General features: G+C 60.9%; 13 protein-coding genes and 1 pseudogene. 9 read left to right on the top strand and 5 right to left on the bottom strand.

Going from position 1 to position 14,024, the window contains the following annotated elements; translation table 11 throughout:
- The 4 genes from L901_RS14185 to L901_RS14170 all read left to right on the top strand — a co-directional run bounded on the left by L901_RS14185 (position 1) and on the right by L901_RS14170 (position 4,641).
- A complete protein-coding gene (locus L901_RS14185) occupies positions 1-1,329 on the top strand; it encodes an FMN-binding glutamate synthase family protein (protein WP_020813492.1) in 1,329 nt (442 codons plus the stop codon).
- An 85-nt stretch (positions 1,330-1,414) separates the two neighbouring features.
- On the top strand, positions 1,415-2,722 hold the full coding sequence (glnT, locus tag L901_RS14180) for a type III glutamate--ammonia ligase (protein ID WP_059758125.1): 1,308 nt from the start codon (positions 1,415-1,417) through the stop codon (positions 2,720-2,722).
- 193 nt (positions 2,723-2,915) lie between these two features.
- Entirely contained in the window at positions 2,916-3,800 is an 885-nt protein-coding gene (purU, locus tag L901_RS14175; protein WP_059757797.1) for a formyltetrahydrofolate deformylase, read from the top strand.
- Positions 3,801-3,942: 142 nt separating this feature from the next.
- Entirely contained in the window at positions 3,943-4,641 is a 699-nt protein-coding gene (locus L901_RS14170) for a GntR family transcriptional regulator (protein WP_059757796.1), read from the top strand.
- A gap of 42 nt (positions 4,642-4,683) precedes the next feature.
- Here the strand turns inward: L901_RS14170 and hutH are convergent, their stop codons facing one another.
- From hutH to L901_RS14145, 5 genes and pseudogenes are all read right to left on the bottom strand, one after another.
- A complete protein-coding gene (gene hutH, locus L901_RS14165) occupies positions 4,684-6,192 on the bottom strand; it encodes a histidine ammonia-lyase (protein WP_059757793.1) in 1,509 nt (502 codons plus the stop codon).
- On the bottom strand, positions 6,185-7,015 hold the full coding sequence (locus L901_RS14160; protein ID WP_059757791.1) for a glycine betaine/L-proline ABC transporter ATP-binding protein: 831 nt from the start codon (positions 7,013-7,015) through the stop codon (positions 6,185-6,187). The genes hutH and L901_RS14160 overlap by 8 nt, the downstream gene beginning before the upstream one ends.
- A pseudogene (locus L901_RS14155) lies at positions 7,008-7,864 on the bottom strand (ABC transporter permease). The gene L901_RS14160 and the pseudogene L901_RS14155 overlap by 8 nt, the downstream one beginning before the upstream one ends.
- Positions 7,865-7,959: 95 nt before the next feature.
- A complete protein-coding gene (locus L901_RS14150) occupies positions 7,960-8,997 on the bottom strand; it encodes an ABC transporter substrate-binding protein (RefSeq protein ID WP_059757788.1) in 1,038 nt (345 codons plus the stop codon).
- 101 nt (positions 8,998-9,098) lie between these two features.
- Positions 9,099-9,440 carry a hypothetical protein gene (locus tag L901_RS14145; RefSeq protein ID WP_059757786.1) on the bottom strand — a complete coding sequence of 114 codons (342 nt, stop codon included), beginning with the start codon at positions 9,438-9,440 and terminating at the stop codon, positions 9,099-9,101.
- A 130-nt stretch (positions 9,441-9,570) separates the two neighbouring features.
- Between L901_RS14145 and hutC the strand changes: the two genes are divergently transcribed.
- The 5 genes from hutC (at position 9,571) to L901_RS14120 (ending at position 14,020) form a co-directional block, all read left to right on the top strand.
- Positions 9,571-10,311 carry a histidine utilization repressor gene (gene hutC, locus L901_RS14140; protein WP_003519590.1) on the top strand — a complete coding sequence of 247 codons (741 nt, stop codon included), beginning with the start codon at positions 9,571-9,573 and terminating at the stop codon, positions 10,309-10,311.
- Between the two features lie 277 nt (positions 10,312-10,588).
- Positions 10,589-11,191 (top strand): amino acid synthesis family protein, encoded by a 603-nt coding sequence (locus tag L901_RS14135; protein WP_003519589.1) that lies wholly within the window; start codon positions 10,589-10,591, stop codon positions 11,189-11,191.
- 11 nt (positions 11,192-11,202) lie between these two features.
- Entirely contained in the window at positions 11,203-12,048 is an 846-nt protein-coding gene (locus L901_RS14130) for an alpha/beta fold hydrolase (protein WP_059757783.1), read from the top strand.
- Complete coding sequence (locus L901_RS14125; RefSeq protein ID WP_059757781.1) at positions 12,045-12,983, top strand: flavin reductase family protein; 939 nt, start codon at positions 12,045-12,047, stop codon at positions 12,981-12,983. The genes L901_RS14130 and L901_RS14125 overlap by 4 nt, the downstream gene beginning before the upstream one ends.
- A complete protein-coding gene (locus L901_RS14120) occupies positions 12,980-14,020 on the top strand; it encodes an LLM class flavin-dependent oxidoreductase (protein ID WP_020813482.1) in 1,041 nt (346 codons plus the stop codon). Before L901_RS14125 ends, L901_RS14120 begins: the two co-directional genes overlap by 4 nt.
- Positions 14,021-14,024 lie beyond the last annotated feature (4 nt).

Here is a 14,024-nt window from a genome sequence, read left to right as displayed (position 1 = left end):
ATGAGCTATCACAACCCCTTCACCCCGCCGCGCAAATCCGCAACTTTCGATGACCATACGTTGGCGGAAATCCGCCGTGCGGCTGCGACCGGCATCTATGATATTCGCGGCGCGGGCACCAAGCGCAAGGTGCCGCATTTCGACGATCTCCTGTTTCTCGGCGCGTCCATCTCGCGCTATCCGCTCGAAGGCTATCGCGAGAAATGCGATACGACCGTGACCCTCGGCACGCGCTTCGCCAGGAAGCCGATCACGCTGAAAACGCCGATCACCATTGCCGGCATGAGTTTTGGCGCTCTCTCAGGTAACGCCAAGGAAGCGCTCGGCCGTGGCGCAACCATCGCCGGCACCTCCACCACGACGGGCGATGGCGGCATGACGGATGAGGAGCGCGGCCACAGCCAGACGCTGGTTTATCAGTACCTGCCCTCCCGTTACGGCATGAACCCGAAGGATCTGCGCCGTGCGGACGCCATCGAGGTCGTCGTCGGCCAGGGCGCGAAACCGGGCGGCGGCGGCATGTTGCTCGGCCAGAAGATTTCCGATCGCGTCGCCAATATGCGCAACCTGCCGAAGGGTATCGACCAGCGCTCCGCCTGCCGTCACCCTGATTGGACCGGCCCCGACGATCTCGAAATCAAGATCCTCGAACTGCGCGAAATTACCGACTGGGAAAAACCGATCTATATCAAGGTCGGCGGCGCGCGGCCCTATTACGACACGGCGCTGGCGGTGAAGGCCGGTGCGGATGTGGTGGTGCTTGACGGCATGCAGGGCGGCACAGCGGCCACGCAGGATGTCTTCATCGAAAATGTCGGCATGCCCACGCTCGCCTGCATTCGCCCCGCCGTGCAGGCGCTTCAGGATCTCGGCATGCACCGCAAGGTGCAGCTGATCGTCTCCGGCGGCATCCGTTCGGGTGCTGATGTCGCCAAGGCGCTGGCGCTGGGTGCCGATGCGGTCGCCATCGGCACGGCGGCGCTGGTGGCGCTCGGCGACAACGATCCCAAGTGGGAAGACGAATACCAGAAACTCGGCACCACGGCCGGCGCTTACGATGACTGGCACGAGGGCAAAGACCCCGCCGGCATCACCACGCAGGACCCGGAACTTGCCGCACGCCTCGATCCCGTCGCCGCCGGCCGCCGTCTTGCCAATTACCTGAAGGTCATGACGCTCGAGGCGCAGACCATCGCGCGTGCCTGCGGCAAGAACCATCTCCATAATCTGGAGCCGGAAGATCTGGTGGCGCTGACGATGGAGGCTGCCGCCATGGCGCAGGTTCCGCTGGCGGGAACGAACTGGTTCCCGGGCAAAGGCAGCTTTTAAGCCATAAGAACGGACGGGCGCATTTGGGAGGATGTGCCCGTCTTTTTTCGATGAAGTGTCTGATATTCAAAAAAAGGGGAATGACGTGACACTGGACCTCTCCAAATTTGCTGCCGAAAAGGGCATCAAATATTTCATGATCAGTTATACCGATCTCTTCGGCGGCCAGCGCGCCAAGCTGGTTCCCGCAGAAGCGATTGCCGATATGCAGAAGGATGGCGCGGGTTTTGCGGGCTTTGCCACCTGGTTCGATCTGACGCCTGCTCATCCCGATCTATTCGCCGTGCCCGACGCCTCTTCGGTCATTCAGCTTCCGTGGAAAAAGGATGTCGCCTGGGTCGCTGCCGATTGCGTGATGGAAGATCAGCCGGTAGAGCAGGCGCCGCGCGTGGTGCTGAAAAAGCTCATCGCTGAAGCGGCTGGCGAAGGGCTCAGGGTCAAGACCGGCGTGGAGCCGGAATTTTTCCTGATTTCGCCGGATGGTGCGAAAATCTCCGACGAATACGACACGGCTGAAAAGCCCTGCTACGACCAGCAGGCGGTGATGCGCCGTTATGATGTCATTGCCGAGATTTGCGATTACATGCTGGAGCTGGGCTGGAAGCCCTACCAGAACGACCATGAGGACGCGAACGGCCAGTTCGAGATGAACTGGGAATATGACGACGCACTGCAGACCGCAGACAAACATTCCTTCTTCAAATTCATGGTCAAATCCGTCGCCGAAAAGCACGGACTGCGCGCCACCTTCATGCCGAAGCCCTTTAAGGGTCTGACCGGCAATGGCTGCCATGCCCATATTTCGGTCTGGGACCTCGACGGCAAGGTCAACGCCTTTGCCGACAGGGAAATGCCGTTCGGTCTGTCGGCCAAGGGCAAGACGTTTCTCGGCGGCATCATGAAACATGCGTCGGCGCTTGCGGCCGTCACCAATCCGACGGTCAATTCCTACAAACGCATCAACGCGCCGCGCACCATTTCCGGCGCGACCTGGGCGCCGAATACGGTGACCTGGACCGGCAATAACCGCACCCATATGGTGCGCGTGCCGGGGCCGGGACGGTTCGAACTGCGCCTGCCGGATGGAGCCGTGAACCCCTATCTGCTGCAGGCCATCATCATCGCCGCCGGCCTTTCCGGTGTCCGTTCCAAGGCCGATCCCGGTCCGCACTACGATATCGACATGTATCGCGAGGGCCACAAGGTCACGAATGCACCGAAGCTGCCGCTCAACCTTCTCGATGCGCTGCGCGAATATGAGAAAGATGCGGAATTGCAGCAGGCGCTCGGCACGGAATTCTCCAAGGCCTATCTGAAGCTCAAGCAGGGTGAGTGGAACAGCTATTGCTCGCAATTCACCGCCTGGGAGCATCAGACCACGCTCGACGTCTGAGCCCGGTTTTCCCCGCCGCCCTTGCGGCTTTTCCTCGCGCTGATCAAAAGCGCGGGGTTTTGCACTAAAGCGCGTCGCGTCCAATCTGATTCATGCCGCGCGCTTTAGATCTTTGTTTTTAAGCATGTCTGGGTCCCAAAACCGCTGCACGCTTTTGAGAGACATGCTTTATCGATGACAGAAAGAGTGCCAGATGACGAACTTCGTCCTGACCGTGACATGCAAATCCACCCGCGGCATTGTCGCCGCCCTTTCAGGCTTTCTCGCTGAGAAGGGGTGCAACATCGTCGACAGTTCGCAATTCGACGATCTCGGCACCGGCCGTTTTTTCATACGCGTGGGTTTCATTTCCGAGGAGGGTGCGACACGCGACGCGTTGATGGCCGGGCTTGCTCCGATCTCGGAAAAGTTCGGCATGGAGGTGGCGCTGCACGATCAGGCAGAGCGGATGAAGGTTCTTTTGATGGTGTCGCGCTTCGGCCATTGCCTCAATGACCTGCTCTACCGCTGGCGCATCGGGGCGCTGCCGATCGATATTGTCGGTGTGGTTTCCAACCATTTCGATTATCAGAAGGTCGTCGTCAATCACGACATTCCCTTCCACCACATTCCGGTGACGAAAGAGAACAAGCCGCAGGCCGAAGCCCGGATCATGGAGATCGTGGAAAGTTCGGGTACGGAACTCATCGTGCTGGCGCGTTACATGCAGGTGCTTTCCGACAGGATGTGCGAGGCGATGTCGGGCAGGATCATCAATATCCACCACTCCTTCCTGCCGTCCTTCAAGGGGGCCAACCCTTACAAGCAGGCCTATCAGCGCGGTGTGAAGCTGATTGGCGCGACGGCGCATTATGTGACCGCCGATCTGGATGAGGGGCCGATCATCGAGCAGGATACCGTGCGCATCACCCATGCGCAGTCGGCCGAGGATTACGTGTCGCTCGGCCGCGACGTGGAGGCGCAGGTGCTGGCGCGTGCCATCCACGCCCATATTCATCGGCGTGTATTCCTGAACGACAGCCGAACCGTGGTGTTTCCCCCCGGTCCCGGCTCTTACGCCTCCGAAAGAATGGGATGAGCATTCTGCGTGAGCCGTGCTGATGTTGCCTTAAGGAGAGCACGGCGCTAAATAAGCTGGTACGCCATAATACAAAAGCCATTTCCCGTTTTGTTCGTAACTGCGTTGCAACGAAACGGGAGGTGTCAAACGAGGTGATACCATGACAGATGCTTCGCACGGAACTGCCATTCGCGTTGAGCGCCCGACAAAGACGCTGAGGGAACTCGCGCTCGACAAGGTCCGTGACGCCATCGTGAACGGCTATTTCCGCCCGGGCGACCGTCTGGTCGAGCGGGATCTCTGCGCCCAGCTCGGCGTTTCCCGCACCATCGTTCGTGAGGTCCTGCGGCATCTGGAATCCGAGGGGCTGGTGGCGAATTTGCCGAACAAGGGCCCGATGGTCGCGATGCTCGATCTCGATGAGGCGAAGCAGATTTATGAAATTCGCGGTGCGCTGGAAGGAATGGCGGCGCGCCTTTGTGCGGAGCGCCGCGATCCTGCCATCGTGGAAGCGCTTGAAGCGTCGCTCAGTCATATCCGCGAAAGCTATGTCGAAAGGGATATGCCGGGCGTTCTGGCGCATACCTCGTCCTTTTATCAGACGCTGTTTAGCAAGATCGACCGACATGTCGCCTGGGGCGTCGTCAATCTGCTGACGGTGCGGATCAACCATCTTCGTTCGATGACGATCAAGACGAAAAGCCGCGATACCGAAGGTCCGGCGCAAATGGAAAAGATCGTCGAAGCCATCCGGCAGGGGGATGGAGACGCCGCTTACAAGGCGGCTCTGGACCATGTCGCGAGCGCAAGCGCGATTGCGGAAGCCGTTCTCATCGCCCAGAAGACCGGCAAAGAGTGACCTCTTCCACCTTGTGTGCGGCTAAAATTTCCGACGCAGTATCTAGCCTGCGTCGGCACCTGTCCCCGCAAGCGTGGTTTGCAGCATTTCCCGAACGGCAGCTACCAAATCGTTGAGCGGCTGGTCGTCGCGGTAAAATGGCGCCGCCGTCCGGACACGCCGGTAGAGCCTATCGGTGCCGGGCGCACGGCCGCCTTCGTCTGGCTGCATGTCGTAAGCCTGCGCGGCGCTCATGATCTCGATTGCGAGAATGGTTTCCAGATTGCCGATAATCGAAAGCGTCTTGTCGGCGGCGGCGGTAGCATGTGTCAGTATATCCTCCTGCAATGCGGAGGTGATGCCGCCATCGAGGCTGGCGGGGGCGGCGAGGCGGCGGTTTTCCGCGGCAAGCGCTGCGGCCGTGTACTGGATGATCATGAAACCGGAACAGACACCATCGCTTTCCGCCAGAAAGGCGGGCAGCCCGCTGACAAGCGGGTTGACGAGCCGGTCGATACGCCGCTCGGAAATCGCCGCAAGTTCGGCCGTGGCCGTCGCCAGCCCATCCATGGCAAGCCCGAGCGCTGCACCGACGGCATGGGCCTGGGAATGGACCTCCGGCGACTGCGGCGTGCCGCCGACGACCGGGTTGTCCGTAACACTCGCGAGCTCGCGGTCTACGACGTCCGCGATCTGCGTGACGCTGTCGCGAACGGCGCCATGCACCTGCGGCACGGCGCGCAGGCTTAGCGGATCCTGCGTGCGCGATCCGGCCGACCGGGCAAGAAGCGGGCTTGCCGCCAGAAGCTGGCGCAGGTTCGCACCAACGGTCTGGATGCCGGGCGAGCTGCGCAGTGCCAGCGGCCCTGCGGCGAACGGATCGGCCTGCGCACCAAGGTTTTCATAGCTCATTGCCGCTGCCGCATCGGCCCAGTCAAGGAGCGAAGTCGTGCGGGCGAGCGCGAGGCTGGCGAGGCCGGTGGCGCAGGGCGTGCCGTTGACGAGGCTGAGCCCCTCCTTCGCCTGCAGAATCATAGGTTCGAGGCCGAGCTTTTCGAGCCCCTGCCTGCCGCTGATGAGTTCGCCGCCGTGGCGGGCCCGGCCTTCGCCGATCAGCACCAGCCCTATGGCCGCGGCATGGGTGAGGTAACCCACCGAGCCCTTTGACGGAATAACGGGAAGAATATCGCCATTCAGCAGGGCGAGCAGCGCTTCGACCGTTTTGACCTGCACGCCGGAATAACCATGCGCGAAGTTGTTGATCTGGGCGGCCATGATGGCGCGCGTTTCTTCGCGTCCGAGCGGTTCTCCGACGCCGCAGGAGTGGCTGAGCAGGATGTTGCGGGAGAGGGCCTGCTGCTGCGGGATGTCAACAATCACATCGCAGAGCGCGCCGACACCCGTATTGATGCCGTAACCGCGCACCCGTTTTTCGACGAGCGCATCGACGATGGCGCGGGCTTCGGCAATGCGCCGCCACGCTTTATCCGACAGGGAAAGCGTGGCGCCCTTTGCAATAGCGGCGATCTCTTGCCAGGTGAGGGGACGATCGATGGTGATCGTATCAGCCATGCTGGCCTTCTCCCGCACCCGTGCGGCGCTCCACGAAACGGGCGACATAATCGTTTGCGGGGCTGTTGAGGATCTGGTCCGGTGTTCCCACCTGCACCAGCTTGCCGTCCTTCAGGATCGCGATCTGCGCGCCGATGCGGAGCGCCTCGTCGAGATCGTGGGTGATGAAAACGATGGTCTTGTGCAGGTTCTTTTCGAGCTGCAGCAACTGGTCCTGCATGTCGGCGCGGATCAACGGGTCGAGCGCCGAAAAGGCCTCGTCCATCAGGATGACGTCGGTATCGGCGGCCAGCGCGCGGGCGAGGCCGACGCGCTGCTTCATGCCGCCGGAAAGCTGGTGCGGAAACTTGTCCTCATAGCCAGAAAGGCCGACGGTCTCGATCCACTTCATGCCGATGGGCCGCGCATCGGCCTTGGTCAACCCGCGCACGCGCTGGCCATAAACGACGTTCTGCAACACGGTGCGGTGCGGCATCAGGCCGAAATTCTGGAACACCATGCTGACGCGCCGGTTGCGGAAGTCGCGCAGGTCCTTCGGTTTCAGCGCGAGAACATTGTCGCCGCCGACGAGAATCTCGCCGCTTGTCGGTTCGATAAGGCGGTTGATGTGGCGCACAAGGGTCGACTTGCCGGAACCGGAGAGGCCCATGATCACGAAAATGCGGCCGCCGGCTATATCGAGGCTGACATTGTCGAGACCGACGCTGCATCCCGTCTTTGCCAGAATGTCGCTTTTCTCCGCGCCCTGCTGCGCCATGGCGAGCGCGGCCTTCCAGTTGCCGCCGAAGATCTTGGACACGTTGCGGATATGGATATCAGTCATTGCCAATTTCCTTCCGGCTGGATCGGCCAAAACCCTGGGTGATACGATCGAGCACGATTGCGAGAATAACGATGCCGAGACCCGCTTCGAGGCCCTTGCCGACATCGAGCGTCTGGATGCCGTTCAGCACCTGCTCACCGAGGCCGCGCGCGCCGATCATCGAGGCGACGACGACCATGGAGAGCGCCATCATGATCGTCTGGTTGAGGCCGGCCATGATCGTGGGCGTGGCGAGCGGCAATTCGACGCCGAAGAGAATTTGTCGCGGGCTGCCGCCAAAGGCGGTTGCCGCCTCCACCACTTCGCGGTCCACCTGCCGATGCCGAGATCGGTCAGGCGGATCAGCGGCGGGACGGCATAAACGATGGTGGCCAGCACGGCCGGAACCTTGCCGAGGCCGAAAAGCATGATGGCGGGAATGAGATAGACGAAGCTCGGCATGGTCTGCATGACGTCGAGCACCGGCAGGGTGATGCGCCTTGCCCACTCGCTTTTGGCAAGCAGGATGCCCATGGGCACGCCGATGACGATGGAGATGAGGCTGGCAATCAGCATCAGCGCCAGCGTCTGCATTGTCAGGTCCCAGAGACCGAGCGCGCCGACGATGAAAAGCATCACCGCCACCATGATGACGAGCGAAATCTTTTTCGCCGCGAACCAGGCGAGCACCAGGAAGACCAGAAAAATGACCCACCACGGCAGACCGCGCAGCACCCATTCCACGAAGAGGATCGCCTGCAGGATCGTCTGCGAGATCGCCTTGAAAACGGAGCCGTAATTCACCACCAGCGAACGCACGATCTCATTGATCGGGCCTCGGATGGAAATATGGAAAACTTCAGGAAACATTGGTGTCGTCCTCGCGCCTGCCGGCCCCATGTCCGGGAGCCGGCCCCTGTCCTGACGGGAAAATGCGCGCCGGAAGCCCGGCGCGCCTGCGATGTTTACTTGACGGCGGCTTCGATCCGCGCCTTGGCGTCCGCAGAAACCCAGCTGCCCCAGATATCGGCCTTGGTCTGAAGGAAGGTCTTTGCGGCGGCTGTCGCATCGACCTGCTTGTCGGTCATGTAGGCGAGGCTGGAGTTGATCTCTGTCAGCGGGAATGTCGCCTTTTCAAGGATCGCGATGATGTCCGGCGCTTCCTTCGCAAAGGTGCTGTTCACGCCATAAGCCACCTCGACGGAGGGGAAGGCGCAACCGGCGTCGCGCTTTCCATCGGCGCTCGTCAGTTCCTTCCAGCAGGCGTCGCTATAGGCCGGCTCCTGCAACTGGATGAGCTTGTATTTGCCCATGATTGCCGTCGGGCTCCAGTAATAGAACAGCATCGGCTCGCCCTGGAGGTAGGCGGCGGCAATTGCGGCGTCGAGAGCGGTGCCGGTGCCGGGGCGGAAGTTCACATAGTTTGCTTCCAGCTTGTAGGCCTGCAGCTTGGCGGTGTTGACGCCTTCGCAGGTCCAGCCCGAGGGGCAATTGAGGAAGCGGCCCTTGGTCGGCTCTTCCGGATCCTTGAACAGTTCGACGATCTTCGGGTCGGAAAGCTGGTCGACGCTCTTCAGGTCCGGAGCCTTGGCTTCGATGCCTTTTGCCGGGTCGCCCTTGACCAGATATTCCGGCACGAACCAGCCTTCGGCGGCGCCGACGAAAGTCTTGCCGACCGATGTTACCTGCCCGGCTTCCGCAGCCTTGTTCCAGACGTCGGAGCGGCCGATCCATTCTTCAGCGAAGATCTGCACGTCGTTATTGGCGGTCGCCTGTTCCAGCGTTACGGAGTTGCCGGGAATGGAATCGACCTTGCAATCATAGCCCTTGGAGAGGATTTCCTTCATGACTTCGGTGATGAAAGCACCGCTTTCCCAGTCGATGCCGGCGAAGGTGATGGTCTTTCCAGCGGCGCAATAGCCTTCCGCTCTCGCGGACCCGGCATAGGCTCCCATGATGAGCGCGGTGGTGGCCAGCGCGATTTTCAGCTTTGAATTCAGCATTGCATTCCCCTTTTGGTTTGATGATTGGCAAGTTGCTGGCATGCGTTTTGTGGTTTCGGCCGGGCGTGCCCTGGGCAGATGTCTACCCCTGAACCCGGCGGTCATTGATGCATTTCATGTCCCGTCGAAATCGGCGGCCGGGCGCTCGTCGAATCAATATGGAATTCGATGTTCACCCTGGAGCGGTGTGTCGGAAGTTCACTATACAACTTTGAGAAATTCATATGCTTCACGCGCATTGGCCATGTCGGGTCGAAGGCGCGTGCGGTTGGCGGGTTCTGGCAAGAGCGGTCTTTCAGCGCATATTGCCCGGCCGAGCCACCAAACATGGCTTCGGCATCGGTGTGGTAGCTCCTGCCGTTGCGCTGGGCGGGCATTCGAATATCGCCCCGACCATCGGCGGGAGACTTGCGGCCGCCGGAGATCGAGTCTTCGCTTGCCATTATTTTCCCCTCAAGTTGTATATGTAACTTCACACATTTGCGAAAGACAAGCAAGATAGGATGTGATAATTTTGTGCTTGCGCGGATTCTGGCTGCGTTTTGTGCAGTCGCCCGATTTTTAGGAGTTTCAATGCTGCCCGTCACCGAAAACGAGTTTCCTGTCTCGGGCGATCGCTCCTCCCTGCCGCTGTATGAGCGGGTGAAAGAACAGATCAAGGAAAAGATCGCCAGCGGCGAGTGGTTGACCAACCACAGGATACCCTCCGAAAACGAGATCGTCGACATGTTGGGTGTCAGTCGGATGACGGCAAACCGCGCGCTGCGGGAGCTGGCAACCGAGGGGGTGATCGTTCGCGTGCAGGGGCGCGGCTCTTTTGTCGCCCCGAAAAAGCGAAGCGCCGGGATGATGGGCGTGCGCAACATTGCCGACGAGATCAAGGAGCGCGGCTCGACGCATCGACCGAGCCTGATCCTCGCCCAGACGGAAGTTTGCGGTCCCGATCTCGCAACGGCGCTGGAGATCGCCGTGGGAGCGAAGGTTTTTCACTCCATCATCGTGCACCACGAAGACGATGTACCGATCCAGCTTGAAGATCGCTTCGTCAATGCGGAGATCGCTCCGGATTATCTGATGCAGGACTTCAATACGCTTACCCCGAATGCCTATCTGACGGCGGCGGCGCCGATTTCGCGGACCGAGCAATTCATCGAGGCCGCATCGCCCCAGCCCTGGGAGTGCAAATTGATGGCTATCAGCCGAAACGAGCCTTGCCTTCTGGTGCGCCGCAGAACCTGGTCGTCGAGCCGTGCCGTCACGTCCGTGCGGCTCCTCTATCCGGGTTCCCGATATCGGCTTGAAAGTCAGGAATAGAGGCCGCCGGCCTCAGTTGCCCTGATCTTCCGGAACATTATCGCCGTATAAGGCGGCCACTTGCGCATCCAGCCCGGCTGATGACGCCCCGGTCAAATCTGCCCCATTTTCCCGCCTCCAATCGTTGCTTGCCAAGTGCAATCGGTTGCCCATAGCGCTCGACTTGTCGGCGACGACAATCCCCAAAATTCAACTGCTCGCCCTTGCGGGATTACGGTACTTGACAGTCATATATTATGGCATACCATAAGCCATCATATTTACGGAGAGAGCGCTGATGTCCATCCAGATCCGCAAGACCCTGCTGCAGGTCGAAACGACGTTGATTGAGGGGGGCAAGGCTGCCGCAGCGCCGTTGAAGCTGTTCGCCGCCATTGCGGTCGTTAAAAATCCGTGGGCGGGCAAAGGTTTCGTAGCCGATCTGAAGCCGGAAATTCACGCCGGCGCGCCGGTGCTTGGCGAGTTGCTGACGAAGATGATCCTTGACGCCGTCGGTTCCGGCGAGGCGGTGGAGGCCTATGGCAAGGCGGCCGTCGTGGGGCTGGATGGGGAGATCGAACATGCCTCCGCGCTCATCCATACGCTGCGCTTCGGCAATCACTATCGTCAGGCGGTCGGCGCCAAATCCTATCTCGCCTTCTGCAACACGCGCGGCCCCGGCAATGCGCCGATCATGATCCCGCTGATGGACAAGAATGATGAGGGCCGCCGTTCGCATTATCTGACGATCCAGACGGCCATTCCCGATGCTCCGGCCGCCGACGAGATTGTGGTCGCGCTCGGTGCTTCCGTTGGCGGCCGGCCGCACCACCGCATCGGTGACCGTTATCAGGATCTGAAGGATCTCGGTCAGGATGTCGCCAATCCGGCCGGCGTTTGAGGCGGACGCCAATGCAAAGGGTCGCCGACACGTCACGGGTCAATGGTGCAAAGGCAGGTGCCGGCACGCTCCCCCGGAAAACGACCGGAGGCGGGGCCGCCTATTTCGAAGCCGGCGCGGGCGAGAATCTGATCCTCATCCACGGTGTTGGAATGCGGCTCGAAGCCTGGACGCCGCAGATCGAGGTGTTTTCGAGGACGCACCGCGTCATCGCGGTCGATATGCCCGGCCACGGTGGCAGCGAACGTCTTGCGGCCGGCAGCACTCTTGAGGATTTCGTCGGTTGGTTCGGCCGGTTTCTAGACGACATGCGGATAGAGCGCGCCAATGTTGCGGGGCATTCCATGGGTGCGCTGATTTCCGGCGGGGCAGCCGCGACGCTTGGTGATCGCATAGCGCGTGTCGGGTATCTGAACGGTGTTTATCGCCGCGACCCCGTTGCGAAGGCGGCGGTGCTTGCGCGTGCGGCGGCGATCCGCACCACGGGCGTGGACAAGGAAGGCCCCTTGCTGCGCTGGTTCGGCGATGATCTGAAAAGCCGGCACGCGCGGGAATTGACGCGGGGCTGGTTGGAAATGGTCGACCCGGAAGGTTACGCGGTCGCCTATACCGCTTTTGCGGGCGGGGACGAGACCTATGCCGACCGCTGGCCTTCGGTCACCTGCCCGGCGCTTTTTCTGACCGGTTCGGACGATCCGAACTCCACGCCCCTGATGGCGGAGCAGATGGCGGCGATCACGCCGCGCGGTTATGCCCGTATCGTCGAGGCGCACCGGCATATGGTCAATCTGACCGCACCCGAAACCGTCAATGCACTGATGGCCGAATGGCTGGCTTTAGAGGAGGAGCCGCAATGACCGTTGCAACCCTTGATCCGCGCGCCCTGCGCGACGCATTCGGCGCCTTCGTGACGGGGGTGACGATCGTTACCACCCGCGACGAAGCCGAAAAGCCGGTGGGTTTTACCGCAAATTCCTTCACCTCGGTCTCGCTCGATCCGCCGTTGTTGCTGATCTGCCTTGCCCGCACCTCGCGCAATTTCGCGACGATGACGGGTGCGAAAAATTTCGCCGTCAATATTCTGTCGGAAGGCCAGAAGGACCTGTCCAATACGTTCGCCCGGCCGGTGGAAGATCGTTTTGCCGCCGCCATCTGGTCGGATGCGCCGGCAGGCTCACCGGTCTTTGCCGATGTTGCAGCCTGGTTCGAATGTTCGATGCAGGAGGTTATCGAGGCCGGAGACCACGTCATTCTGCTCGGTCGTATCGACGCTTTCGAGAATAGCGGTCTGAACGGTCTCGGTTATGCGCGCGGCGGTTACTTCACGCCGATGCTGGCCGCCAAGGCGCTTTCGGCTGCGGCAGAGGGTGAAATCGCTGTCGGCGCGGTTCTTGAGCGTCGTGGCGAGATTTACCTCGTCGGCGAGGATGTGCTGTCGCTTCCCGGCTGCGTCGTGGCGGGCGGCGATCCGGTCGCGGCGCTGACGGCGCGGCTGGAAGAGCTCACCGGGCTGCCGGTCAGGACCGGCTTTCTTTACTCGGTTTATGAAAACAAGGCGGATGGGCGTCAGCACATCGTCTACCACGCGCTTGCGGATGGGGACGATGCGCCGCGCCAGGGCCGTTTTCTGTTGCCCGGCGCGCTGGCTTCGGCAAAGTTCGACTCCGGCGCGACGGCGGACATTGTCAACCGGTTCGCGCTGGAAAGTTCAATCGGCAATTTCGGTGTCTATGTCGGTAACGAGACTGCCGGCAGGGTCCATCCCATCTCGATGAAGGCGGCAAATCCATGAAATTCTCCCTCTTCGTCCATATGGAACGGCTGGACGCCTCGCAGGATCACAAGACGCTCTACGAAGAGTTCGTGACGCTTTGCGAAATCGCCGATCGCGGCGGCATGCATGCCATCTGGACCGGTGAACATCACGGCATGGATTTCACCATCGCCCCGAACCCCTTCGTGACGATCGCCGATCTGGCGCGGCGCACCAGGACGGCGCGTCTCGGTACGGGAACGGTGATCGCGCCCTTCTGGCACCCGATCAAGCTTGCCGGCGAAGCCGCGATGACCGACCTCATCTGCGACGGCCGTCTCGATATCGGCATCGCCCGCGGCGCTTACTCGTTTGAATATGAGCGGCTGCTTCCTGGCCTCGATGCCTGGGGCGCCGGCCAGCGCATGCGCGAACTGATCCCGGCCGTCAAAGGAGTGTGGGCGGGGGACTATGCGCATGACGGCGAGTTCTACAAATTTCCGGCCACCACCTCCGCTCCCAAGCCATTGCAGCAGCCCTTCCCGCCGATCTGGGTGGCGGCGCGCGATCCGAATTCGCATGAATTCGCCGTCGCCAATGATTGCAACGTGCAGGTGACGCCACTCTGGCAGGGCGATGACGAGGTGGAAACCCTGATGGGCCGCTTCAACGATGCCTGCGCCAAAAACCCGGAAAAACAGCGGCCGAAAATCATGCTGCTTCGCCACACCTATGTCGGTTCCGATGAAGCCGATATCGCTCAGGCGGCGCATGAGATGAGCGTCTATTACAATTATTTCTTCGCCTGGTTCAAAAACGAAAAACCGATCCATCAGGGGCTGATCGAGCGTATTGCGCCCGAAGACATCGCCGCCAACGCGATGCTCTCCACCGATGTCATGCGAAAGAACAATGTCGTCGGCAATGCCGATGAGGTGATTAGCCGGCTTAAAGCTTACGAGGCCATGGGCTATGACGAATATTCCTTCTGGATCGATACGGGCATGAGCTTCGAGCGTAAGAAGGCCTCGCTGGAGCGCTTCCTTTCCGATGTCATGCCGGCTTTCGGGGAGTAACGCG

The organism is Agrobacterium sp. D14, assembly GCF_001526505.1.
Classification (GTDB): Bacteria; Pseudomonadota; Alphaproteobacteria; order Rhizobiales; family Rhizobiaceae; genus Agrobacterium; species Agrobacterium leguminum.
The sequence above is the reverse complement of the archived record's forward strand: the minus strand, read 5'-3'. Positions and strand labels throughout refer to the sequence as shown.

Coding starts and splice junctions, on each gene's coding strand:
- L901_RS14120 (WP_020813482.1), top strand. CDS start 12,980: ATGAAATTCTCCCTCTTCGTCCATATGGAACGGCTGGACGCCTCGCAG.
- hutH (WP_059757793.1), bottom strand. CDS start 6,192: ATGGCTGATACGATCACCATCGATCGTCCCCTCACCTGGCAAGAGATC.
- L901_RS14150 (WP_059757788.1), bottom strand. CDS start 8,997: ATGCTGAATTCAAAGCTGAAAATCGCGCTGGCCACCACCGCGCTCATC.
- L901_RS14135 (WP_003519589.1), top strand. CDS start 10,589: ATGTCCATCCAGATCCGCAAGACCCTGCTGCAGGTCGAAACGACGTTG.
- L901_RS14170 (WP_059757796.1), top strand. CDS start 3,943: ATGACAGATGCTTCGCACGGAACTGCCATTCGCGTTGAGCGCCCGACA.
- purU (WP_059757797.1), top strand. CDS start 2,916: ATGACGAACTTCGTCCTGACCGTGACATGCAAATCCACCCGCGGCATT.
- L901_RS14125 (WP_059757781.1), top strand. CDS start 12,045: ATGACCGTTGCAACCCTTGATCCGCGCGCCCTGCGCGACGCATTCGGC.
- L901_RS14145 (WP_059757786.1), bottom strand. CDS start 9,440: ATGGCAAGCGAAGACTCGATCTCCGGCGGCCGCAAGTCTCCCGCCGAT.
- L901_RS14130 (WP_059757783.1), top strand. CDS start 11,203: ATGCAAAGGGTCGCCGACACGTCACGGGTCAATGGTGCAAAGGCAGGT.
- L901_RS14160 (WP_059757791.1), bottom strand. CDS start 7,015: ATGACTGATATCCATATCCGCAACGTGTCCAAGATCTTCGGCGGCAAC.
- hutC (WP_003519590.1), top strand. CDS start 9,571: ATGCTGCCCGTCACCGAAAACGAGTTTCCTGTCTCGGGCGATCGCTCC.
- L901_RS14185 (WP_020813492.1), top strand. CDS start 1: ATGAGCTATCACAACCCCTTCACCCCGCCGCGCAAATCCGCAACTTTC.